The organism is Streptomyces macrosporus (assembly GCF_039533145.1).
Taxonomy (GTDB): Bacteria; Actinomycetota; Actinomycetes; order Streptomycetales; family Streptomycetaceae; genus Streptomyces; species Streptomyces macrosporus.
The window spans coordinates 262929-284558 of record NZ_BAAASZ010000031.1 but is presented as its reverse complement, the minus strand read 5'-3'; the positions used below and the strand labels follow the sequence as shown (position 1 = coordinate 284558).

Here is a 21630-nt window from a genome sequence, read left to right as displayed (position 1 = left end):
GCCCTGTGGTCACGCGGTACGGGCAAGGAGTTCCTGGACGACGAGATCCCCGACCGGGCGGCGACCCTCACCTACTACGGTGTGCTGTCGATCTTCCCGGCCCTGCTGCTGCTCGTCTCCCTGCTCGGCGTCGTCGGGGAGAAGGCGACCGAGCACATCCTGGACAACCTCGAACAGCTCGCCCCCGGCCCGGCCCGCGAGATCCTCCACAACGCCGTGGACGAACTCCAACGCGCCACCGGCGGCGGCGTCCTGGCCGTCGTCAGCCTGCTGGCCGCCGTCTGGGCCGCGTCCGGCTACGTGGCGGCGTTCATCCGCACCGCCAACCACGTCTACGACATCCCCGAGGGCCGCCCGGTGTGGAAGCTCACCCCGCTGCGGATCGGCGTCACGCTGGTGCTGATGGTGCTGCTCGCGATGAGCGCGATGATCGTGGTGTTCACGGGCGGTGTGGCCGAGCAGGTCGGCGGGGCCGTCGGCATGGGCGAACAGGCCCTGTTGGTGTGGTCGATCGTCAAGTGGCCGGTGCTGGTGCTGCTGGTGGCCGCGATGATCGGCATCCTCTACCGGAGCGCCCCCAACGCCCGGCTCAGGGGCCTGCGCATGGCCCCGGGCAGCCTGCTGGCCGTGCTGCTGTGGGTGATCGCGTCGAGCGGCTTCGCGCTCTACACCGCGAACTTCGACTCGTACAACAAGACCTACGGCACGCTCGCCGGGGTCGTCGTCTTCCTGGTCTGGCTCTGGCTGTCGAACCTGGCCATCCTCTTCGGCCTGGAACTGGACGCCGAACTCGCCCGCAGGAAGGCGTACGACAGCGGCCTGCCGCCCGGGGAGGAGCCGTACGTGGAGCCGCGCGACACCACCAAGTGGCCGCGCTCGCTCCGCGGGGAGCTCAAGCGCCGCCGGGAGAAGCGGCGCGACCGGAAGGACCCCGACGACCGGTGAGGCGCCGGGCCCGGCGGGCCGGAACCGGAGCGACCGGAGGCCGCCGGGTCAGCGGTGTCCCTGCTGCCGGTGGTACAGCACCGCGGCCGCCAGGGCGAGGGCGAGGAGGGCGCCGCCGGCCATGGCGGCCTTCTTCGCCCGCCCGTCCCGCATCGCCTCTCGGGCCTTCCGCTGCGCCCTGGCCTTGACGTCGGCCTTGGCCGCCAACTCCTCCAGGGTGTCGCCGAGTTCCTGGCGCGTGAGATCGATCCGCGCGCGGAGCTCGGCCGGGGTCTCGGGATCGGCCGGGATGCCTGGAATATTCGGAATGCTCATCGCCGTACCCTCGTCCTGATCTCGTCCAGGTCGTCCTGCACACCGCGAATGGCCCGTTCCGGCCTCGCCGGCCCCGCCCTGCGGACCTCCTCCCGGCCCAGGTAGGCCATCAGTCCGGCGACGACGAACAGCGCCGCCATCACCACCAGGGCGGACAGCCACACCGGCCACACCACGGACAGGCCGGCGATCGCGGCCGTCACACCGGCTCCCAGCGCGAGGAGCGTGACCATCGCGGCGCCGCCCAGCAGCCCGCCGCCCAGTCCGGCCCGCCTGCCCTTCTCGGCCATCTCCATCTTGGCGAGCTGCATCTCTTCCCGTACGAGCTGCGACACCTGCGCGGTGGCCAGTGCCACCAGCTCGCCGATGGAGCGCTCGTCGCTCCCGGGCCTGTGTCCGTCCGTCCGCTGCATCGTGCTCATCGTCGTTGCGCTCCCCTCGTGGGCCGACGCTCCGAGTACCTCCGGGCACCGACGGCTAACCACGAGCCACCCGTTCGCCGGTACATCGGGAGCCCCGAACGGGGGAACCGCGCCCGCCCGGCCCGCGCCGTCCCCGGCCTCACTCCGCCAGGCGCGCGCGGATCTCCTCGTGCCGCGGGTCGCTCAGGGCCTCGTAGAGGTCGGCCGCCGCGGCCCGGTGGGAGCGTGCCTCGTCCCGCTTCCCCAGCCGCTCGCAGACGTCTCCCAGCGCGGCCAGGGACGCGGCCTCGCTGCGGCGGTCCCCGAACGCCCCGAAGGTGTCCAGGGCCCGCTCCAGGCAGGCTTCCGCGTCGTCCCCGCGTCCGACCTCCACGAGACCGGGGGCGTGCGCGAGCCTTCCCCACGCCAGGGTCCAGGCGTCGTCGATCTCCCGGAAGATCCGCAGGGCGCGCTCCCCGTGGTCGACGGCCTTCTCCGGGTTCCCGAGAAGACGGGCACACTCCGCCATGCTCAGCAGGGACATCCCCTCGCCCCGCCGGTGGCCGCTGTCCCGGAAGACGCGCAGTGCCGCCTCGAAGTGGTCGAGCGCCTCCCCGTACCTCTCCCGCTCCTTCTCCAGCAGCCCCATGCCCCGCCGGGCGAAGCCCTCGATCCAGGGCACCGGGATGTCGTGCGCGATGTGCGACGCGTCCCGGTACTGCCCGAAGGCGTCGTCCAGCCGGCCGGTGCGCCAGGACGCGTCCCCCAGGACCAGCAGGCTCGCGGCCTCCCCGAAGGCGTCGCCCAGGGTCCGTGCCGCGCTCAGCCCCATGCGCAGGCCGTTCTCCCAGTCCGACCAGTACGAGCGCAGCTCCAGCGGGCCGCTGACGGCGAGGGCCAGCTTCCACACGATGTCGAGCTGCCCGTGGTCCGCCGCCTGCCGCAACGCGGCCAGGACGTTGACGCGCTCGGCGTCGAACCAGCTCCACGCCTCGGCGCTGTCCCCGAACGGAGCCCCGATCTCCACCTCGTGGGCCGGCACCAGGGGCACCTCGGCGGAGTGCGGCAGAACGCTCCTGCGGCACATGTCGGTGACCAGCAGGTACCAGGTGAGCCCACGCCTGACGGCCCGGCTGCGTTCGTCCTGCCGGTCCTCCGCGGCCGTGCGTTCGAGCGCGTAGGCGCGGAGGAGGTCGTGCATCCGGAAGCGGTTGGTGAACACCTCCTGCACGAGGTTGACGTCCGCGAGCGCCCGTAACCGCCTCCTCGCCACCGGGATCGGGCACCCGATCAGCGCGGCGGCGGCGCCGACGCCGATGTCGGGGCCGGGGTGGAGGCCGAGATGTCGGAACGCCTTCCGGAGGTCCGGGTCCAGCGCCCGGTAGGACCAGGAGAAGGCGGCCCGGGTGTCGCTGAGCTCGTCCTCCTGGGACGCCAGGGCGTCGAGCCTGGCCTGTTCGTCCTCCAGCTCGGCGACCAGCTCTCCCAGTGTGAGGCGGGGCCTGTTCGAGGCCCGCTCTCCCACCACCCTCAACGCGATGGGCAGGTGGCCGCAGAGTTCGGCCAGACGCAACGCCTCCGTCGGCTCCTCCCGCACCTTGGCGGGGCCGACGAACCGTGAGAGGAGTTCGACCGATTCGTCGGGGCTCAGGACGTCCAGTGTCACGCGGGCCGCTCCTTCTCTCGCCACCAGTCCTGGAAGTGCGCTCCGGCTCGTCACCACAGTGAAGCACTCGCCGTCGGCCGGTATGAGAGGGCGGACCTGAGCCGACGAGGAGGCGTTGTCGATGACGACGAGAACGCGTTTGCCGGCGAGCAGCGACCGGAAGAGAGCGGACCGCTCCTCGACCGTCTCGGGGATGCTGTCGGCGGGAGTGTCCAGGGCGCGGAGGAATGTGTCCAGGGCCCGCAGTGGGGTCAGGGCCGGCCCCGGGCCGTATCCCTGCATGTCGACGTAGAGATCGCCGTCGGGGAAACGGTCCCGCATGCCGTGGGCCCAGTGCAGGGCCAGCGCCGTCTTGCCGACGCCGGGCGCGCCCGCGACGGCGGAGACCACCGCCGCGCCCCGGCCGTCACCGGACAGCAGTGCCCCCAGGACATCGTCCAGTGCGTCGAGGTCGGCGCGCCGGTTCACGAAGCCGGCCGGGCGCAGGGGAAGTTGGCGGGGTGGTGGGAAACCGCGGCGCTCCGGAGCCGTCAGGTGTATCCCGCCGTGCACGGTGCGGGCCTGCACGACGTTCCCGGCCTCCCCGCCGGAGAATTCGTTGCTGGTGCTGGGCGGCTGTGCCATCGGTTGGTGGTTTCCCCGTCCGGCGCTTATCTCGGTTGGTACTCCCGGTGGTCGACCGCGCGCTCCCACACCGCCTCGAAGGCGGAGGAGCAGAGCTTCACGACGGCGGGGTCGTCCAGCACCTCCTGGCCCAGGTACGTGCCGTCCCCGGCGAAGTACCCGAAGCGCACCAGGCGGTCGTCGAAGACCCAGAAGTCGTTGCCGGGCAGGGCCAGGTCGGAGGCCCGCCGCCGACTGAGCCACCGGACCTGTTCGCCCGCGGGGATGTTCAGGACGGGGGTCGTCTCGTACTCGTGACGGATGAAGTCCGTGACGGGCTCCGAGACGATACGGGCCCGACGGACCTCGACCCCCCGTGCCACCGCCGCGACGATCAGGTCGTACCAGTCGCGAAACCGCTCCACGGGGTCGTATTCCACCCCGGCTTTCCAGTCGAGATAGGTGGGATCGTCAGGCGTGTACACGTCCCGCATTTCCAGGTGCACGGCCGAACGTTCGCATTCCGCGAAGAGCTCATCGAAGGTCGGCCGCTCCGTCACCACACGCCTCCTGAACGATTGCCCGCATCCGTGCCGGCAGGCGCACGACCTTCTCGTGCCCCGCGATCGGGCTCCTCGCCGCGACTTCGCTCAGAGTAGCCTCGTCGGTCACCTCCCACCCCTGAAACAACAGATCACCTGACGCCTCGTCAACCCAGACGGAGGGACAATTCCCACCGTTTGTCTCCGGATCTATGCCGACGAATTTCAATGCCACGTCCCCTCCATGGGTGAGTCCCCTGGCCGTAGGCACAGGGTGGGGGCGGTGGCAGGGTCCGTCAAGGCCGCATTCGGGCCCTCCGCTCGCTTCCGGCCGTTTCGTGCGGCCAAGGGTCGCGGACGTCCGGGGTGGGTGCGACCCCCATGGCCCGGTGAGGAAAATGTGCGAAGAGTCGTACATGTATGCGGTTGATACTCCGTTGGGGTTTTGTTGTTCGGAGCGGCGTGTGCCGTCGTGCCGGAAATAGCGGAATGCTTGCGTCCGGTATTCGGTCGGAGCGGCACCTCGGCAAATACCGCGCCCGAATGTTGTTTCCCGGCTGGGAACAGGGCCGCCGGAGTGGTCGGCACGGGAAATTCGGAACCGAGGGAGTGATCGCGGAAGCGAGCGCCGTTCGAGTGCGCCGCGCGATCGCCGATAAGGCTGACGATCCGGCTTTCGCGCCGGTGTACGCCATCGAGCGTGCGTACGCTGCCCGGTGATCGCTTCGGTACGGAGCGCGCCCGTGCGGGCACGGACGGTTCCGGCGTCCGTGCCGGTGGCCGTGGGGCCGACGGGGGAGTGAACAGGCACGCGGAGGTGGCGACATGGTCGGTGGGGAGCAAGAGGGACGGACGGAGCTGCCGGAGGACGCGGAGACGTCCATCGAGCTGTTCCGGGCGCTGGGAAAGCAGATCAAGCTGCTACGGGAACGCGCCGGACTGAACCAGGCGGAGCTGGGGGACCGGATCGGCTACGGCGTGGAACTGGTCTCCAGCGTGGAGCGTGCCCGTCGCGTCCCGCAGCCGGAGTTCCTGGAGGCGGCGGACCGCGCGCTCGATGCGGGCGGGATGTTGAAGGTCGCGATCGACGATGTGGTCAAGGCCAAGGCGAAGGTCCGCGTACGGCACCCGGCCTGGTTCCGGGACTTCGCGCGCCTGGAGTCGGAGGCCGTGGAGATCTGCGACTACAGCAATCAGATCGTTCCTGGAATCTTGCAGACCGAGGAGTACGCCAGGGCCATCTTCTCCATGCGGCAACCGTTGCTGGACGAGGATACGGTCGAGCGGCGAACGGCCGACCGTCTGGCGCGACAGGAGATTTTCGACCGCTGGCCCGCGCCGATCGTGAGCTTCGTCTTGGAAGAGGTCGTACTGCGTAGGCCGATCGGTGGGCGGGATGTCCTGGTAGGGCAATTGAAGCAACTGCTCCGTATCGGGCGGATGCGGAACGTGGAACTCCAGGTGATGCCGACGGACCGCGAGGAACACCCGAGCACCGGGGGCGCGTTCATTCTGCTGACTCCCAAGGACAAGCCGCAGGTGGCCTATACGGAGGTCCAAGGCCACAGCCGCTTGATCACCGATCCGGAGGAGGTCCGCGTCATGGCTTCCCGCTATGGGATCCTCCGTGGGCAGGCTCTCACCCCTCGGGAGTCGCTGGTCCTGATCGAGAAGCTGTTGGGAGAGCTATGAAGATCGAGGCATCCGCACATCGGAACGGTGAACTCGCCTGGTTCAAGAGCAGCTACAGCGATGGCGAAGGCGGCGCTTGCGTGGAGGTCGCCGCCGGCCCCGGCACGGTTCACGTCCGGGACTCGAAGGACAGGCAGGGGCCCCGGCTCGCCATAGCCCCCGCTCAGTGGGCGGCCTTCGTCTCCCACGTCGCGAAGCTCGGCTGACTCGTCCTCCCGAGGGCGGCCCACGGCATCGGTCGGGGCCGCCCTCGTCGTCCGCCGCCCGGCGGCGGAGCCGGGGCTCAGGCCAGGGCCAACGGGGTGGTCGGCGCGACGGTGCCGTTGGCCTGGAGGAGGACGAGATCGCCCACGGTCGCCTCGCCCGTCAGGCCGAAGCCGGTGATGGGCACGGTGCCGGGGAGGGGCACGGAGGCGATCGAGGTGAGGTGGATCGTGCCCTCGCCCGTCCTGACGGCGAGGACCCCGGAGACGTCGTGGGGGCCGAGCCGGTGCAGCACGTGCTCCAGTCGGTCGAGCAGCACGGCGCAGACGATGACCAGCCGGTGCGGTTCGTTCCGGGGAAGCGCGGCGACCTGGCGCATCGACTCCGGGCGGCGGACGAGCTCTTCGACCTGCTTCATCAGCGCGCCGCGGTCCTCCGCGCGGTCGTCGGAGGCGGCGACCACCTTGAGCAGCGGCATGCCGTCGTCGAGCTGGGCCTGCCACTGCCGCAGCATCAGGTCGATGATGAGCGAGTCCTCGCGCGAGGGACGGGCCACCCCGTCCGAGGCGCCGATGTGCTCCAGCCAGCGATTGACCTCGGCCCACCGCCAGACGAGGGACCGGCCGACGGTTCCCTCGGGTTCGGGGAAGGGCCTCTCCGTTCCGGCCTGCCGCTCCCCGTTGACCCACTGGGCCACGTTCTGCCTGCTCCGGCCGGTGCGCTCGGCGATGTCGGCGACGCCGACGAGTTCGGGGTCGAGGCGGACCAGCCGCATGGCGGGCAGCGCCGCCCGCAGCCGGGCCACGAGCCGGTGCGCGGCGTCGACGGGATTGTCCCCGGACTCGCTCACGGTGAGGAGCCGGCGGCCCCGCGCGGTGGCGAGCAGCCCGTCGAACTCCTCGAAGACGATGCCGGCCGCGTCGTCGTCCTCGGCCGAGACGCCTTCGACCACGAACAGGAACTCGTACTCCATGGCTCCCACACCCCCACTGGTCGCCGTACGGGCCACCGAGTCCGATGCCCGCCGCCCCCGAGAAGCAGGGTCGCCGAACCCATACCTGTTGTCAAACGACAACACCTCCCCGCGGTGGCCTGCGCGGGTCGCCGTCGGGGAGCGGACAGCGCGCCGCCATGGCGGCCATGCGGCGCGCGTGGGCGGCGGCGTTCCGAGGGGTTCCGTAGACGGGGATGCTGGTGCACAGGCCCCCGCAGGGACACCACAGACGTCCCCAGTGCCCGGCCTCGCGCAACGACCAGCCCGAGGCGACCAGGCGCTCCAGGACCTCCCGGACCTCCTTCTTGGGGTGAGCCGCCGGGGAGAGTGCACGGCCGACCATCCGGCCCCCTCGATTTTCTTGCGTGCGGCGGAGGTTGTTGCCGCCTTCCGTGACGGGCAACGCTACAACGGGGGTCCGACGAACTTCTCGATATTCACCCGTACGGGTTATATGCGGACGCTGTGCCCGTCTGACGCCGTCCGGAGGGGAAGCGCCGCTCCGGACGGCGCTCCGGACGACGGCTCCGGGCGTCACCGGAGCGGCGCCCGGAGGAGCCGTCGTCCGTCTCGGGGCTACAGCCGCTTGGCGCTGCGCAGGGCCTTGGCGTAGTAGCCGTTGCCGTCGAGCCGCGAGGTGCCGCCCTTGTCGCCGATGGTCGGCCCGTTGACCTCTTCCCGGCTGGAGATGAAGATCTTGTGGCCGTCGGTGTCGTGGCCCAGGTAGATGCCCACGTGGTCGAGCCGCTCCTTGGTGCGCGCGTCGAGCCAGAAGAACACCAGGTCACCGGGTTGGAGGACGTCGATCGACGCCGGCCGCTGGTACCTCGGAGCCTTGCCCCGCAGGGGGATGACGTCCGTGCCCAGGTCGGAGCGGGCCATGCCGTTGGCGGTGCGGGGCAGGCCGTCGCCCGCCCCGTCCACGGCCCGCAGGGGGTAGCGGGCCCGGTAGCCGAAGACCGTGCGGATGAAGCCGGAGCAGTCCATCGCCCGGTACCGCTTGGCCTCGGGCTGGATGGTGGTGCCGTCCCGGAAGGTGTAGGGGATGCCGAGGTAGTCGTAGAAGTCGGACTGCTCCAGCCGGTAGTCCGCGCCCTCCGCGCCCACCGGGTTGATCGGGCCGAAGTCGGCGTCGCCGGCGTACGGGACGCCCTCGTCGTCCTTCTTCAGCGGGGCCTGGTCCACGTACTGGAAGGCCATCGCGAAGAGGTCGTCCTCCTCGCTGCCGAAGTACTCCTTGAACCAGTCCTTGAACCACTTCTCCTTCTCGGCGCCCTTCTTCCAGTGCTCCGGCATCAGCCGCACCCAGTTCTCGGTGACGACCCTGGAGGCGGTGTTGGCGGGCTCGGTGAAGGTGCGGCTGGGGCCGGTGAGGGTGGCGGTGCGGGAGCCGTCGGTGAAGGTGGCCAGCACCTGCCCGTTCTCGCCCCGCAGGACCGAGCGGTCGGGGTTCCTCAGCCGCTCCCACGTCTGCTCGCCGGTCTGCTGCCCGGTGCCCGACTTCACCAGGGGCGTGTCGGTGACCGCCTGGACGGCGGGGGCCTTGGCCTGCTCCTCCTTGCGGAGCTCCACGGTCAGATACGTGCTGCCCGCCAGCAGGGCGATGATCGTCGCGGCGTGCAGGACGGGACGGGACCCGCGCTTGGTCTTGGAACTCATCAGGTTGGCTCCGGTCGGTTGGTCAGGCGGACGGCATGACGCCGAGCAGGATTCCGGCGGTGAGGACGACGTAGGTCGCCAGCGTCACCGTGCCGGTGGCGAGGACGGTCGCCCCCTTCGGCTGGCGGACCAGCTGGTACGCGATCAGACCGGGGACGATGAACCCGAGCGTCTGGTTGGAGTACATGAGGGGGAACTGCTGCTGCAGCACGACGACCAGCGTGGCCTGGAAGGTCACGCCGGTCAGGACGACGGCGGAGAACAGCCGCTTGCCGTAGAGGATCACCACGCGCTGCATGAGCAGGGTGGAGGCGTAGGTCAGAACGGTGACGCCGACGACCATCGCCGCGCGCTGGAGGTCCTCCACCAGCGTCAGGGCGAGCCAGCCGGGGGTGATCATCCCGCCCGGGGAGAGGTTGGTCGTCAGGTAGCAGACCAGGGAGAACAGCAGGCCCAGGGCGATGCCGATCGCGGCGATCTCGGGAGTGAGGACGGCGGGGATCAACGGGGCTCTCCTGGGTTCTGCGGTGCTTCGGTGTTCGGGACCTGTCGTGCGTACGGCGGGGGCTGGAACCAGGAACCGGGCTGCCGCGGCACGTGCGGGGCGGGTTCCTGGTCCGGAGTCCGGCCGTCCGGGACCCACCCCGGCTCCGGTGCGGGCTCCGGTGCGGGCTCCGGTGCGGGCTCCGGTGCCGGGGGCCGTACGACCCGCAGCCGCTGCGTCTGCTCCGTGTGCTGGTACCGCGCCTCGTAGGCGTCCGGGTAGGCCAGGTACGGGTCGAGGTGGGGCGCGTACGGCTCCGGGGCCGGAGGCCGGGCGTCCGCGTCCGTCCCGGCGGCGTCCGGGCCGGTGCCGTCCTGCTCGTCGTCGGGCGGCAGCTCGGCCAGGTGCTCCAGCAGGACCTCTCCCTGGCCGTGGATGTTGCCGATGGCCACCAGCGACGAGTCGGGCCCGAGGTGCTCCAGCAGCTCCGCCATGAACTTCTCGGGGTCCCGGCGCTCACCGCCCAGGTCGACCGCGCGGGACCGCCACTCGGCGGGGATCGCGTCCAGGGCGCTCTTGGTCGGGTGCCCGATGAGGAGCACCGACTCCGGCTGGAGGTCCGGGACGAGCCGGCCCATCTGGCCGTTGCGCTCCACCCGGTCGGGGCGGCAGTTGATCACCACGTTCAGCGGCCGGTGGATCGCGCCCAGGTCCAGCAGCTGGTTGATGTTCATCAGCGTGGACTCGGGGTCGTTCGCCGCGAAGACGTTCGCGAACCGCAGGCGCTTGCCCTCGGGGGTGCGGTACCGCTCGACGGAGAGCACGCCCGGGTCCGGCGGCGCCTCGTACATGCCCCGCAGCGCGGTCCGGCGGTCCACGCCGAGGAGTTCGGCGACGGTCAGCGCGATGGCCACGTTCTCCTTGAAGGTGAACCAGCTGAAACCGCGCAGCTCCTCGTCGGTGACGGACTCGGGGTCGGCGTAGACCAGCTTGCAGTCCCGCGCGTCGGCCTCCTCCTGGAGGATGTGGAAACGCTCCTTCTCGGCGGTGACGCAGATGCCGCCCTCGGGCATGGAGCGCGACAGCGAGCGCGCCACGTCGTCGAGGGTCGGGCCCATCTCGGCCAGGTGGTCCTCGCGCACGTTGCACAGCACGCCGATCGTGGAGCGGATCAGCTTGGACTGGTTGATCTCCTGGAGGGCCGGCATGACGGCCATGCACTCGATCACCAGGGCGTCCGGGTGGTAGGAGGCGGCCCGTCGGACGATGCCGATCTGCTCCACCACGTTGGCGATGCCGAACTTGCGGTAGACCGGTTCCTCGGTGGCGTCCGGGTGGATGAACCGGGCCGCGGTGCCGGTGGTCTTGGCGACGGTGACCAGCCCGCCGCCGCGCAGCGCGCCCGCGCACAGCCGGGTGATGGAGCTCTTGCCGCGGATGCCGTTGACCAGCACCCGGGTGGGGATGTGTTCCAGGTTGGCGAAGTGCCGCCGCTGTTCGACGACGCCCGCGACCAGCAGGACGGCACAGCACGTCACGAGGACGGCGTAGAGGAAGAGCACGAGTGATCAGTTCCTTCCCACCGGGCTCGGCGTCGCGGCGGCGCCGTCCCGTCTGCGCTGCTCCTGCAAGGTCTGCCGGATCAGCTCCAGGCTGCGTACGACGGCGCCGACCTCGTCGTGGTGGCGCGGATAGAGGACGGTGCGGCGGTCCCCGTCGGCGAGCGCCTCCGCCTGGCGGGCCAGCTCGCGCAGCGGACGCACCACCACGATGTGGAGCCAGCCGAGACAGGCCGCGGCGGCGGTCAGGCCGAGCAGACCGGCCAGGACGGTGCGGTTCTGGAAGGTGTACTCGGGGATCTCCAGACCGGAGGCGGACCGCCAGCTCACCACCGTCCAGCCGAGCTGCTTGGCCGCGCCGCCCCCGACGAACGGAGCCGCGGCGGCGAGCTGGACGCCGTCGTCGCCCCGGTAGAGGACGCTGCTGGGCCGCGGGCTCAGGCCGACCCGCTGGTTGGTGCCCTCCACCAGGGCGTCGATCTGCCGGGACGGCAGCCCCTCGAAGGCCCGGTAGCCGGTGTTCCCGCCGAGCACGCGCCGCTCGGCGTCGACGATCCGCACCTCGCCCAGGCCCGGCCGCTTGAGCAGCGAGTTGAGGAAGTCGATCCGGAACTCGCCGACCACGGCGGCGCCCTCGCGGCCGGGCACCTCGGCGTAGCCGGCGATGACCGGCTCCTTGCCCTCGTCGTTGAGGAGGGCGATCGCCTCGGTGCCGGGGCCCTCCCCGGCCGGGTGCCGGGGCTCCTCGCCGGCCCGGGCCAGGACCCGTCCGTCGGCGTCGAGGACGTACAGCGACCGGTAGCGCAGGTGCTCGTAGGCGGTCCGCTCCAGGACGGTGGCCATGTCCTCGGGCGCCGTGCGGTCGCCGATCAGGGAGGCCACCGACACCAGGTCGGCGTGGCCCTCGTTGAGGGCGCGCCGGACCCGGTCGGTCAGGGTGTCGGTGCGCTCGCGCTGGTCGTTGACGAGCTGCTGGGGGATGACGGCGGTGTCGTCGGCGCGGTTGAGCAGCAGGACCATCGGCGCGGACCACAGCAGCAGCAGGACGGCGCAGACGGCCAGCATGGCGCGGGTGCCGAAGCGCCGGGAGGCGCGGGCCGGGGCGGGGTCGGCGTCGTCGTGGGGGCCGTCGAGCAGTTGCAGCCGCAGCCGCTCCAGGGCGTGGCCGATCCGTGCGGCCTCCCCGAACCTCGGCACGGTCACCGGCCTGCGCACGTCCCCGCGGGTGAGGCGGCGGCTCTCCAGGAAGAGCCGGAGCAGGGGGCGCTGCACGGCGCCCAGCAGCAGCGCCACCGCCAGGCCCCCGATGACGAGCAGGACGCCCGCGGCGATCAGGCCGAAGACCGGATCGGTGGTGAGGGTGGGGTCCTCGGCGACGCCGACCATGGCGACCACCGTCAGGCCGAGGCCGGTGGCGACGGTGCTCTCGCCGGGCCGGGGGGCGGCGAGCGCGGCGTAGCCGGCCACGGAACGTTCGCCGTTGACGACCTCCCCGGACAGGCTTCCGCTGACGCCGAGGAAACCGCCGGAGCCGGGCTCCTTGGTCTTGAGGGGGTGTTCCCCGGCCTTCTCGGCGGCGATCTCGGCGAAGGCGTCGAGCTGCTTCTTGGAGCGCTCGGACGCCTTCCGGAGATCGTCGGAGAGGAGCTGTTCGGGAGCGAGGATGCCGTCGCTGCTGAGGACCTTCCCCTGGGAGTCGACCACGGCGATGGCGCGGAACTTCCCGAGGCTGATGCCGGGGAACTTCAGGCTGCTGGAGGCGATCAGCAGTTGCTGCGGCCGGCCCTCCCACGACAGCAGGCCGAAGGAGAGCAGCCGGGTCTCGCCGTTCTCCAGCCGGATCATGCGGGGTGCCAGGCCGCCCTCCTCGGCCAGCCGGCCGCGGTCGATCACGGTGAGCGGCAGGTTCTCACCGCGCGCGGCGAGGAGCCTGCCGGACTCGATCTCGATGATCGCGGTGCCGCGCCACTTCTGGTAGACGCTGCCGATCTTGTCGAGGACGGCGTCGGGGGAGACGGGCTCTCCGGCGTTGAAGAGGGCGGCCGCCCGGTCGAGGTCGGTGACGCTCTCGTCCAGGGAGGCGCGCAGCGCGATGGCGCCGTCCTCGGCGAAGTGCTGCTGGGAGGTCAGCACCGCTTCGGGCACCGGGTCCTTGCCCACCCGGCCGAGGCTGAAGGCGGTGACACCGGCCACGAGGAGCAGCAGGGACGCGAGGATCGCGATGGGCGGTCGGATGCCGCCCAACAGCGACATGTCGGCTCTTCGGCGGACCTTGTGCCGCCGCTTCGGCTGCGAAGCGGCCACGACGGGCACTCCTCTCCAGCGGGGAAAACGTGGGGTGTGTGATGCCACGCCAAACGAGAGCGCCGTGTGACACCGGTGTTTCCAAGACGTGCGCCCGTGTCGAAAGGTTGTACGACGCAGGCGTGGGGGCGGGGAGACGTACGTCTCAGTCCGGGAGGTCGTTCAGCGGCCTGAGGTCGTCCTTGGCGGCACCCCGGTTGAGCAGGGTGCCCTGGGTGCGTTCGAAGGCGAGCCGGTAGCGGGAGCGCTGCTCGCCGGTCAGGGACTCGCCGTCGCGCAACGCCGCCACGACGTCCACCAGCCGGTGATCCCGTACCGCGCCCTCGTCGTCGCTCTTTTCGTCGTTCGGCGCGGTGCCCGGCTCCTCCGGGTCCGGCGGGATGTCGACGAAGGTCGGCACGTACCGGGCCCGGACGTCCCAGCCCTCGCCCCGCTCGGTGAACTCGAACCAGCCGATGACCCCTTCCTCGGAGAGGCCGCTCGGAACGTCGTGCCGGGCGAGCTGGTTGCCCAGCCCGTAGGCGACCCAGGTGCCGTCCACCTTCTCCATCGGCTGGACCACGTGCGCGTGGTGGCCGATCACCAGGTCGATGTCGGTCTCCCGGGCGATCCGCCGCGCCATCCTCAGCTGGAAGGCGTTCGGTTCCGGCTGGTGTTCACGTCCCCAGTGGATGCTGAGGATCACCACCTCGGCGCCCGCCTTCCGGGCCGCGCGCTCGGCGGCGGAGATGTTCTCGAAGGACGTCTGGTTGACCAGCCACGGCTTGTCCTCGGGCACTTCCCGGCCGTTGAAGCCGCCCGCGAACGACAGCTGGGCCACCTTGACGCCCTTGACGTCGACGATCAGCGGAGTCTCCGCTTCCGTGCGGTTCCGGGCCGAGCCCGTGTGCTTCACCCCCGCCTTGTCGAGGGCGTCCAGCGTCCGCTTCACGCCGGCCGCGCCGTGGTCGAGGGAGTGGTTGGAGGCGGTCGAGCAGGTGTCGTAGCCGATGTCGCCGATCACCGTGGTGATCTGCGGCGGCACGAGGAAGTCGGGGTAGCTCTGGAAGGGTCCCTCCGGCGTGCCCACGACCGGTTCCATGTGGCAGATGGCCAGGTCGGCCTTGTCGATCACCGGCTTGACGCCGGCCATCACGGGCCCGAAGTCCAGGCCCTTCTCGCCCCCGCCCGTGACCTTGGCGTCCTTCGCGGCCTGGTCCACCAACTGGGTGTGGATCAGGATGTCCCCGGCGGCGGCGACGGTGAACGACCGCCCGCCGGCCGCGGGCGCGTCGTCCGACGCGTCGAGGAGGCCGCAGCCCGCCACGGCGCCCGTGAGAAGCGCGAGGGCCAGGGAGGCGCGGAGTATGTGTGGGCGGGCAGGGCGTCGTGTCACTCGGGTATTTTTATCTCATCATGAGCATTTTTCCCGCCGGGAAGATAACGATTACGGCAACGGCGCTGGTCGTGGCCTTGTTGGCGGGAACCGTGGCAATCGTCACATCGCGCCAGGGAGAGCGGCCCGACCGGCCGGACGTCCGGGTGGAGCTGGAGCGCCGGATCACCGACTTCACCGCCTCCTTCACCGAGGACGACCGCTACCGGCCACCGGAACGCGAGGAGCGGCGGGCGGTGGCCGACGGCGTCGGCCTGCTCCTCGACGGCCGGCGGAAGGAGGCCGCGCGGCGGCTCTCGGACGCGGGGTTCGGCCTGCTCACCCTGACCGACCGGCCCACCGGCCGCAGGTTCGCCGAGATCTCCGAGCACACCGACGACGGCGGCCCCGGCCGGGGCCGGGGCCGCGTCTACGTCGACCTGGACAACGCCCCCCGCTGGTCCGTGCAGGTGCCGCACCCCGCCGCCGACCTGGACACCGAGAGGCTCGGCGTCGGCGTCCTGCGCGGAGCGCCGGGAGGGGTCCTGGTACTGGCGGGCGCGCACCGCGGGGCCGGCCGGGACGGCGCGGCGGACGTCGCGCACCGCCGCGACACGGTCTTCCACGCGGTCTGCGACGAACTGCTGGCCCGCGGGATGCCGGGCATCCAGGTGCACGGCTTCGCGAACGACTCCGCGCCGGAGTACGACGCGATCGTCTCCACCGGCAGGGGCGAGGACGGCCTGCGGGAGGCCCGCGAACTGGCCCGCGCCCTGGACGCCGACGGGCTGGAGGTGTGCCGGGCCTGGGCCCGCCCGTGCGAGCTGGCGGGCCGCACCAACCAGCAGGGACGGCGGGCCGCGGCGGAGCGGGTGCCCTTCCTGCACCTGGAGTTCAACCGGAAGACGCGGGCGGACGAGGAGCGCGTCGACCGGGTGGTCGCGGCCATGGCCGCCACGGCCTCCGGCTGGACGTGACCGGACCCGCCGCGGTCCGCTCGCGGGGCCGGGCGCGCGCGGTGGGCGGAAAAACCCGGAACGCGGCCGTGTCGGGGCGTCGATCCGGGCGGGGGCCGCTCGGATAGGGGGTGGGAGGCCGGCACCGTGCCGGCCGGACGAGACCGAGGAGGCGCGGTCGTGAAGCACTACCTGCTCAGCGTGTACCAGCCCGACGGAGGCACGCCCCCGCCCGAGATCCTGGAACCGGTGATGCGGGACGTCGACGCCCTGAACCGGGAGATGACGGAAGCCGGGGTGTGGGTCTTCGGCGGCGGACTGGACGCCCCGGAGACGGCCACCGTGCTGCGGCCCGAGGGGGACGACGTGCTCGCCGTCGACGGCCCGTACGTCGAGGGCGAGGAGCACCTCGGCGGGTTCACGGTCATCACGGTGCCCGACCGGGACACCGCCCTCGCCTGGGGCCGCAGGCTCGCCCGCGCCACCACCCTGCCGATCGAGGTGCGGCCGTTCGACGCCGTGGCCGAGGGCTGACGCCCGTACGGCCGCGCCGCCCGCCGGGGCGCCGGGCGCGCGCCCGTGCCCCGGCGGGCGGCGCGCGGGCGACTGTCGGCCAACTCCACGTCCGAAAAAGGACAGGGAGGGGTCATCGCCCCCGTTCGTCCCGGCGGCGTGGGTACGCTCGGAGCGCCCGGCGACCCTGCCCGGCCGATCCCGCTCGCCCTCCGTCCGCCCGCGTCCGCCCGCACGAAACGGAGCCCGGCCATGGCCGCGACCGCCCGCCCCGCCCCGACACCGGAGCCGACGGCACGGAAGCACGCCGTGGTGATCGGCGCCGGCGTCGCGGGCCTGACGGCGGCCCGCGCGCTCGGCGACACCTGCGAGCGCGTGACCGTGATCGAACGGGACACCCTCCCGGACGCCCCGGCCGCCCGCCGGGGAGTGCCGCAGAGCCGTCACCTCCACGTCCTGCTCGCCCGTGGCGCGCTCGCCCTCGACGAGCTGTTCCCCGGGTTCCTGGACGAGCTGACGGCGGCCGGGGCCTCCCGCGCGGACACCCAGGGCGACGCCCACTGGTACCTCGACGGTCACCTCGTGTGCCGGGCGCCCTCCGGACTGATCGCGTACGGCGCGAGCCGCCCGCTGGTCGAACACCAAATACGCGCGCGCGTCGCCGCGCTCCCCAACGTCGAGATCGTGGGGCCGGCCGAGGTGCTCGGGCCGGTCACCACACCGGACCGCGGCCGGGTCACGGGGGTCAGGGTGCGTCCGCGCGCCGACGGCGCGGAGGAGACGGTGCTCGACGCGGACCTGGTCGTCGACGCCTCGGGCCGGGGCTCACGGGCCCCGGCCTGGCTGGAGGAGCTGGGCCATGCCCGGCCGGCGAGCACGCGGGTGCGCGCCGACGTCGTCTACGTGACCCGCCGCTTCCGACGCGACCCCCGCCTCCTCGACGGCCGGGCGTCCGCCGCGTTCGTGCCCTTCCCCCGGCTGCCGCGCGGAGGCGCCGTCCTGGCGGAGGAGCACGACAGGTTCGCGGTCGTCCTCACCGGCCAGTTCGGCGAGGAGCCCCCGACCGACCACGCGGGGATGCTGGCCTACGCCGACAGCCTGCCCGGACCCGACATCGCCGAGGTGCTGCGCGCGGCCGAGCCGCTGGACGCGCCCGTGAAGATGCGCTACCCGGCCGGCGTGCGCCACCACTACGAGCGACTGGACCGGCACCTCGACGGCTTCCTCGTCACGGGCGACGCCCTGTGCAGCTTCAACCCCACCTACGGCCAGGGCATGACGGCGGCGGCCCAGCAGGCGATCGTCCTGCGAGGGCTCCTCGCCGAGGGTGCCGACGACCTCCCGCGGCGCTTCTTCCGCGCCGCCTCCCAGGCGGTCGACACCCCGTGGCTGCTGGCCGCCGGCGGCGACCTGCGCTTCCCCGAGGCGGAGGGGAGGCGCGGACCGGTCGACGGACTGCTCGACCGGTACCTCACCCGCTACCGCGCGGCGGCGTCCGTCGACCCCGTGCTGGGCAGGACGTTCCTGGCGGTGGCCCACATGGTCGAGCCGCCCGCCCGCCTCATGGCGCCCGGCCACGTGCTCCGCGTGCTCCGCGCGGCCGGGAGGACCGGGGGAGCGGGCGGAACCGGAGCGAACCGTCCCCGCGCGCCGAAGGCCGCCCCCTGACGGGCGGCCGGGCGGCCCCGCTCACCGCCGTCGACCGCTCACGCGTCCTGCGGGTACCAGCGCAGTTCCACGGTGTTGCCGTCGGGATCGCGCACGTAGAGGGACTGCGCGGTTCCCCGGGCGCCGAACCGCGGACCCGGGCCGTCCAGGACCTCGAACTCCCCCGAGTCGACGACCTCCTGCCACTCCAGGGGCTCCACGACCAGGCAGATGTGGTCGACGTTGGCGCCCGGTGCCGGACCCTCGTCCTCCCGCCGCACCAGATCGATGATCGTCGTCGGCGACACGCGCACCGACGGGAAGGGCGCCCTGCCCTCGCGCCACTCGTCGAGGCGCACCGGCTCCAGGCCGAGTTTGTCGCGGTAGAAGGCGAGGGAGCGCTCGACGTCGGCGACGCTGAGGACGAGGTGGTCGAAGTCGATCACGCGCATGGTTCCTCCACAAGGACGGTGGGGACGACCGACGCCCCCGCACACGGCAGAACCGGCAGTGCGCGCACCGTATTTCCCACCCCGGGCGGCGCGCCTCCGCGCGCCCGGCCGGAGCGGACGGACAGGCTGGTCCGGTGATCAGAACCGTCGCCCTCGACATCGGCGAGACCCTGGTCCGCGACGACCGGTACTGGGCGGGCTGGGCCGACTGGCTCGGCGTGCCGCGGCACACCCTCGCCGCCCTGGTCGGCGCCGTCGTCGCCCAGGGCCGGGACAACGCCGACGCCCTCCGCCTGCTGCGCCCCGGCATCGACATCGGCGCCGAGTACGCCGCGCGGGAGGCGGCCGGGCGCGGCGAGCACCTGGACGACAGCGACCTCTACCCCGACGTCCGCCCCGCCCTGGCCGCCCTGCGGCAGGCCGGCGTCCGCGTCGTCGTCGCCGGGAACCAGACCGTCCGCGCCGGCCGGCTCCTGCGCGCGCTGGACCTCCCGGCGGACGCCATCGCCACCTCGGACGAGTGGGGCGTGGCCAAGCCGTCGCCGGAGTTCTTCGCCCGCGTCGTCGACCTCGCCCGGGCCGCCCCGCACGAGACCGTCTACGTCGGCGACCACCCCGTCAACGACGTGGCGCCGGCCAAGGCGTACGGCCTGCGCGTCGCCCACCTGCGGCGCGGGCCCTGGGGACACCTGTGGGCCGACACCCCCGAGGCCGCGCCCGCCGACTGGCACATCGACTCGCTGCACGAACTGCGCGCACTGGCCACCGCCGCCACGGACTGACCCCCTCCGCCCCGCCCGCCACGACCGGCCCCGGCGGGGAGCCGCCCGGTCCACCGGCCCACCGGCACGCCCGAACGCCCGCGCCGGGGACGGGCGTTAATCGGTGGAACGGCCTCCACGGGCCGCTGTACGGTCCCTACCGTGCCCTCCACCACCGGAACCTCCCCGTCCCCCGTCACCGCGGACGACCTCGACCGCGCCGTGCGACTCGCCGTGGCCGCCCTCCGCGGGGTGCCCGCGGACGGCTGGGAGGCCACGGCCGGGACGCTGGAGTGGAGCCGCTGGGAGACGGTCGAGCACCTCGCCGACGACCTCTTCTCGTACGCCGTCCAACTCGGCCCCCGGAAGCCGCCGTTGGACGGGCACGTGCCCTTCGCCTGGGAGAGCCGCAGGCCGGGCGGCCCGGCGAACTCCGTCCACGCCGACCGCGACGCGGGGCCGGAGGGACTGTCGCGGGTGCTGGAGGCGAGCGGCGCGCTGCTGGTCGCCATGGTCCGCACGCTGCCGCCGGACGTCCGGGCCTTCCACGTGTACGGGGTCTCGGACCCGGAGGGCTTCGCCGCGATGGGGATCGTGGAGACCCTGGTCCACACCCACGACGTGGTCCTGGGGCTCGGGCTGCCCTGGGAGCCGCCCGCCGACCTGTGCGCACGGGTGCTCGCCCGGCTCTTCCCGGACGCCCCCACGACCACGGACCCCTGGACCACCCTGCTGTGGGCCACCGGCCGCGCCGACCTCCCCGGCCGCCCCCGTCCGACCACCTGGCGCTGGCACGGCGAACCGGTCCGACGTGGAGAGACGCCCGGGGCGTGATCGCTCCGGGCGCCTCTCCAACTCGGTGAGAACGGTCTCGGCGGGAACGGTCTCGGAAGGAGCCTCAGAAGGAGAAGACCGCGGTCGCGGCCCCTTCCATGACGCAGGCGTTCGAGAAGGTGTGGGAGTGGGAGACCCGGCGGCCGTCCCAGACTCCGTCGACGGTGACCGTGATCGGGTTCCAGACCATCGGGCAGAACCGGTCGCTGTCGACGTCGACCAGCGAGGCGAAGTCGCCGTCCACGGAACGCAGTTCCGCGCACGCCCGCTCGGGAGCCGGGTGGTCGCCGCCGGGAGCCGGCGAACAGCGCAGTACGACGGCCCGTTCCACGGTGGCCGTGGCCGGGCTCTCTCCCTTGCCGACGGTGAGCACCAGCGCCGAAGGTGCGTACAGCCCCTCGGGTTGTGCGGGCGTGGCGGTCGCGGTGCCGGCCGCTCCCGCCAGACAGGCGGCGGCCAGTGCGGCGCTCAGCCCCAAACCCCTGATGGCATACCGCATTTCGAACACTCCTTGGCTCGGTGTGGCAGATACCGGACGGGAGTCTTGCGAAGGCGAACGGCGAGCGCACGATCGAACGATCGCTTCCGGTCACCCTTCGCGGTCACCCGGTGGCCTACTGTGTCATCCGGGCAGTTCAGAAACCCTTCGTCCGCTCCGCGGGGCGTGTCCGACATGTGGACGGAAGGGCGAGGTGAGGTGTCCAGGGGGCCGCCGAGCTGCGGATCGATCCGGCGACGTCGTTCCCCGGCCGCTTCATGTCGACCGAAAAGCGCCACATGTCCCTCTCGTCGGGCGCGCTCCCACCGCCGGACTCCGCCGCGCCACCCGGACACCGGCTCCGCCGAGGGGAAGCGCTCGGCGGACGAGAGCCCGCCCGGAGGGACGCGCGCCGGCGCGGCGGTCGTGGCCGGTCAGTGCTCCCGCTCCCCGCACGCGGCGGGGTGGAGTACGGAGCCCGGTCCGGCTTCCTCCGCGGGAACACCCCCGAGCAGCAGGCACGCCTGCCCGCTGCCGTCCGCGGGCGGATACTCGACGTCGACCGTCGGCACGGGGAACCGAACCGGTCCCCTGTGCAGCTCGCCTTCGACGGGAGGGCTCGGAAGCACCCCCTCCAGGACGCCGAACGCCGCGACCACGCCCTCGGACACCGGCAGGGTTTCCTCGACGGCGAACCGCCAGTGCCGTCGCGCCTCCGCCGGCAGCCTCTTTCCGGGGCGGCCCTGGGCGAGAACGGCCTCCCGGCGCCCGCGCGCGCTCCGAGCCACGGCACAGCAGACGGGCACGTGCGTCCCGTGCTCCGTGGCCACCCGGTCGTGGCCGGCCGGCGGATGGAGGCACAGCGCGTCGTCCAGCAGACCCACAGCGGCCGCCCGAGCACGCGGGTGACCCCGCTCCACGATGTCCAGCAGCAGGGGAGCGGCCAGGCTCGCGGAGGGGAACACCACGCCGCTGTGGTCGTGCACGATGCCGCCGCCCGCGAGACGGGACGCCGCATCGGCGATCCGGTCGAGCGTGGTGGCGGTGGCCAACTCCTTGAGGCCGGCGGCGATCACCTCGGGGCGGTAACGCGGGTCGGGAGGAGCCGGTACGGCCGACCAGTCCACGGCGTCGATGGCGTCGGAGAGCACGCGGGCATTGTGCCGGGGCCCGGGGCCGGCACGGTCTCGTCCACGCGGCTCACGGACCGCTCGTGCAGAGGGACACCGACCGCGACCGACCACCCCTGACCGTCCCGCCGAGGTCG

General features: G+C 72.5%; 23 protein-coding genes. 8 read left to right on the top strand and 15 right to left on the bottom strand.

The genetic code is table 11. The features are described 5' to 3' along the window. Positions 1-3: 3 nt before the first annotated feature. Entirely contained in the window at positions 4-945 is a 942-nt protein-coding gene (locus ABD335_RS23370) for a YihY/virulence factor BrkB family protein (RefSeq protein WP_344326879.1), read from the top strand. 48 nt (positions 946-993) lie between these two features. Here the strand turns inward: ABD335_RS23370 and ABD335_RS23365 are convergent, their stop codons facing one another. The 5 genes from ABD335_RS23365 to ABD335_RS23345 form a co-directional block, all read right to left on the bottom strand. Then, positions 994-1260: a DUF3618 domain-containing protein gene (locus ABD335_RS23365; RefSeq protein ID WP_344326824.1), complete on the bottom strand. Its 267-nt coding sequence runs from the start codon at positions 1258-1260 to the stop codon at positions 994-996. Further along, positions 1257-1682, bottom strand: coding sequence for a phage holin family protein (locus tag ABD335_RS23360; protein ID WP_344326822.1), 426 nt, complete (start codon positions 1680-1682; stop codon positions 1257-1259). The genes ABD335_RS23365 and ABD335_RS23360 overlap by 4 nt, the downstream gene beginning before the upstream one ends. 139 nt (positions 1683-1821) lie before the next feature. Then, positions 1822-3951, bottom strand: coding sequence for a tetratricopeptide repeat protein (locus ABD335_RS23355; RefSeq protein WP_344326820.1), 2130 nt, complete (start codon positions 3949-3951; stop codon positions 1822-1824). A 26-nt stretch (positions 3952-3977) separates the two neighbouring features. Then, positions 3978-4490: a DUF6879 family protein gene (locus tag ABD335_RS23350; protein ID WP_344326818.1), complete on the bottom strand. Its 513-nt coding sequence runs from the start codon at positions 4488-4490 to the stop codon at positions 3978-3980. After that, entirely contained in the window at positions 4465-4707 is a 243-nt protein-coding gene (locus ABD335_RS23345) for a hypothetical protein (protein ID WP_344326817.1), read from the bottom strand. The genes ABD335_RS23350 and ABD335_RS23345 overlap by 26 nt, the downstream gene beginning before the upstream one ends. A 590-nt stretch (positions 4708-5297) precedes the next feature. On the opposite strand from ABD335_RS23345, the gene ABD335_RS23340 reads away from it, so the two are divergent. After that, positions 5298-6164 (top strand): helix-turn-helix domain-containing protein, encoded by an 867-nt coding sequence (locus tag ABD335_RS23340; protein ID WP_344326814.1) that lies wholly within the window; start codon positions 5298-5300, stop codon positions 6162-6164. Beyond that, positions 6161-6370: a DUF397 domain-containing protein gene (locus tag ABD335_RS23335; RefSeq protein WP_344326811.1), complete on the top strand. Its 210-nt coding sequence runs from the start codon at positions 6161-6163 to the stop codon at positions 6368-6370. The genes ABD335_RS23340 and ABD335_RS23335 overlap by 4 nt, the downstream gene beginning before the upstream one ends. Positions 6371-6447: 77 nt before the next feature. On the opposite strand, the gene ABD335_RS23330 is transcribed toward ABD335_RS23335, so the two are convergent. From ABD335_RS23330 to ABD335_RS23300, 7 genes are all read right to left on the bottom strand, one after another. Beyond that, positions 6448-7341 (bottom strand): helix-turn-helix transcriptional regulator, encoded by an 894-nt coding sequence (locus tag ABD335_RS23330; RefSeq protein ID WP_344326809.1) that lies wholly within the window; start codon positions 7339-7341, stop codon positions 6448-6450. 91 nt (positions 7342-7432) lie between these two features. Then, positions 7433-7705: a hypothetical protein gene (locus tag ABD335_RS23325; RefSeq protein ID WP_344326807.1), complete on the bottom strand. Its 273-nt coding sequence runs from the start codon at positions 7703-7705 to the stop codon at positions 7433-7435. A gap of 233 nt (positions 7706-7938) precedes the next feature. Then, entirely contained in the window at positions 7939-9021 is a 1083-nt protein-coding gene (locus tag ABD335_RS23320) for a C40 family peptidase (RefSeq protein ID WP_344326805.1), read from the bottom strand. Between the two features lie 22 nt (positions 9022-9043). Further along, entirely contained in the window at positions 9044-9526 is a 483-nt protein-coding gene (locus ABD335_RS23315; RefSeq protein WP_344326802.1) for a poly-gamma-glutamate biosynthesis protein PgsC/CapC, read from the bottom strand. After that, positions 9523-11067 (bottom strand): poly-gamma-glutamate synthase PgsB, encoded by a 1545-nt coding sequence (gene pgsB / locus ABD335_RS23310; protein WP_344326800.1) that lies wholly within the window; start codon positions 11065-11067, stop codon positions 9523-9525. Before pgsB ends, ABD335_RS23315 begins: the two co-directional genes overlap by 4 nt. Positions 11068-11073: 6 nt before the next feature. Further along, positions 11074-13317 (bottom strand): cache domain-containing protein, encoded by a 2244-nt coding sequence (locus ABD335_RS23305; protein WP_344326878.1) that lies wholly within the window; start codon positions 13315-13317, stop codon positions 11074-11076. Positions 13318-13513: 196 nt separating this feature from the next. Next, positions 13514-14743 (bottom strand): CapA family protein, encoded by a 1230-nt coding sequence (locus ABD335_RS23300; protein ID WP_344326798.1) that lies wholly within the window; start codon positions 14741-14743, stop codon positions 13514-13516. Between the two features lie 92 nt (positions 14744-14835). Here ABD335_RS23300 and ABD335_RS23295 point away from each other — a divergent pair, with 92 nt between their 5' ends. The 3 genes from ABD335_RS23295 (at position 14836) to ABD335_RS23285 (ending at position 17859) form a co-directional block, all read left to right on the top strand. Further along, a complete protein-coding gene (locus ABD335_RS23295) occupies positions 14836-15699 on the top strand; it encodes a hypothetical protein (protein ID WP_344326796.1) in 864 nt (287 codons plus the stop codon). 159 nt (positions 15700-15858) lie between these two features. Next, positions 15859-16212 carry a YciI family protein gene (locus tag ABD335_RS23290; protein ID WP_344326794.1) on the top strand — a complete coding sequence of 118 codons (354 nt, stop codon included), beginning with the start codon at positions 15859-15861 and terminating at the stop codon, positions 16210-16212. Between the two features lie 231 nt (positions 16213-16443). Next, positions 16444-17859, top strand: a complete 1416-nt coding sequence (locus tag ABD335_RS23285; protein WP_344326792.1) for an FAD-dependent oxidoreductase — start codon at positions 16444-16446, stop codon at positions 17857-17859. A 38-nt stretch (positions 17860-17897) separates the two neighbouring features. On the opposite strand, the gene ABD335_RS23280 is transcribed toward ABD335_RS23285, so the two are convergent. Continuing rightward, complete coding sequence (locus ABD335_RS23280) at positions 17898-18290, bottom strand: VOC family protein (protein WP_344326789.1); 393 nt, start codon at positions 18288-18290, stop codon at positions 17898-17900. Positions 18291-18424: 134 nt separating this feature from the next. On the opposite strand from ABD335_RS23280, the gene ABD335_RS23275 reads away from it, so the two are divergent. Beyond that, positions 18425-19072, top strand: coding sequence for an HAD family hydrolase (locus ABD335_RS23275; RefSeq protein ID WP_344326787.1), 648 nt, complete (start codon positions 18425-18427; stop codon positions 19070-19072). A gap of 141 nt (positions 19073-19213) precedes the next feature. After that, positions 19214-19885, top strand: a complete 672-nt coding sequence (locus ABD335_RS23270) for a DinB family protein (protein WP_344326785.1) — start codon at positions 19214-19216, stop codon at positions 19883-19885. Between the two features lie 64 nt (positions 19886-19949). Here ABD335_RS23270 and ABD335_RS23265 read toward each other — a convergent pair whose 3' ends face one another. Both ABD335_RS23265 and ABD335_RS23260 read right to left on the bottom strand, forming a co-directional pair. Continuing rightward, positions 19950-20384 (bottom strand): subtilase-type protease inhibitor, encoded by a 435-nt coding sequence (locus tag ABD335_RS23265; RefSeq protein ID WP_344326782.1) that lies wholly within the window; start codon positions 20382-20384, stop codon positions 19950-19952. A 413-nt stretch (positions 20385-20797) separates the two neighbouring features. After that, on the bottom strand, positions 20798-21514 hold the full coding sequence (locus ABD335_RS23260; RefSeq protein ID WP_344326779.1) for a hypothetical protein: 717 nt from the start codon (positions 21512-21514) through the stop codon (positions 20798-20800). Between the last annotated feature and the right edge of the window lie 116 nt (positions 21515-21630).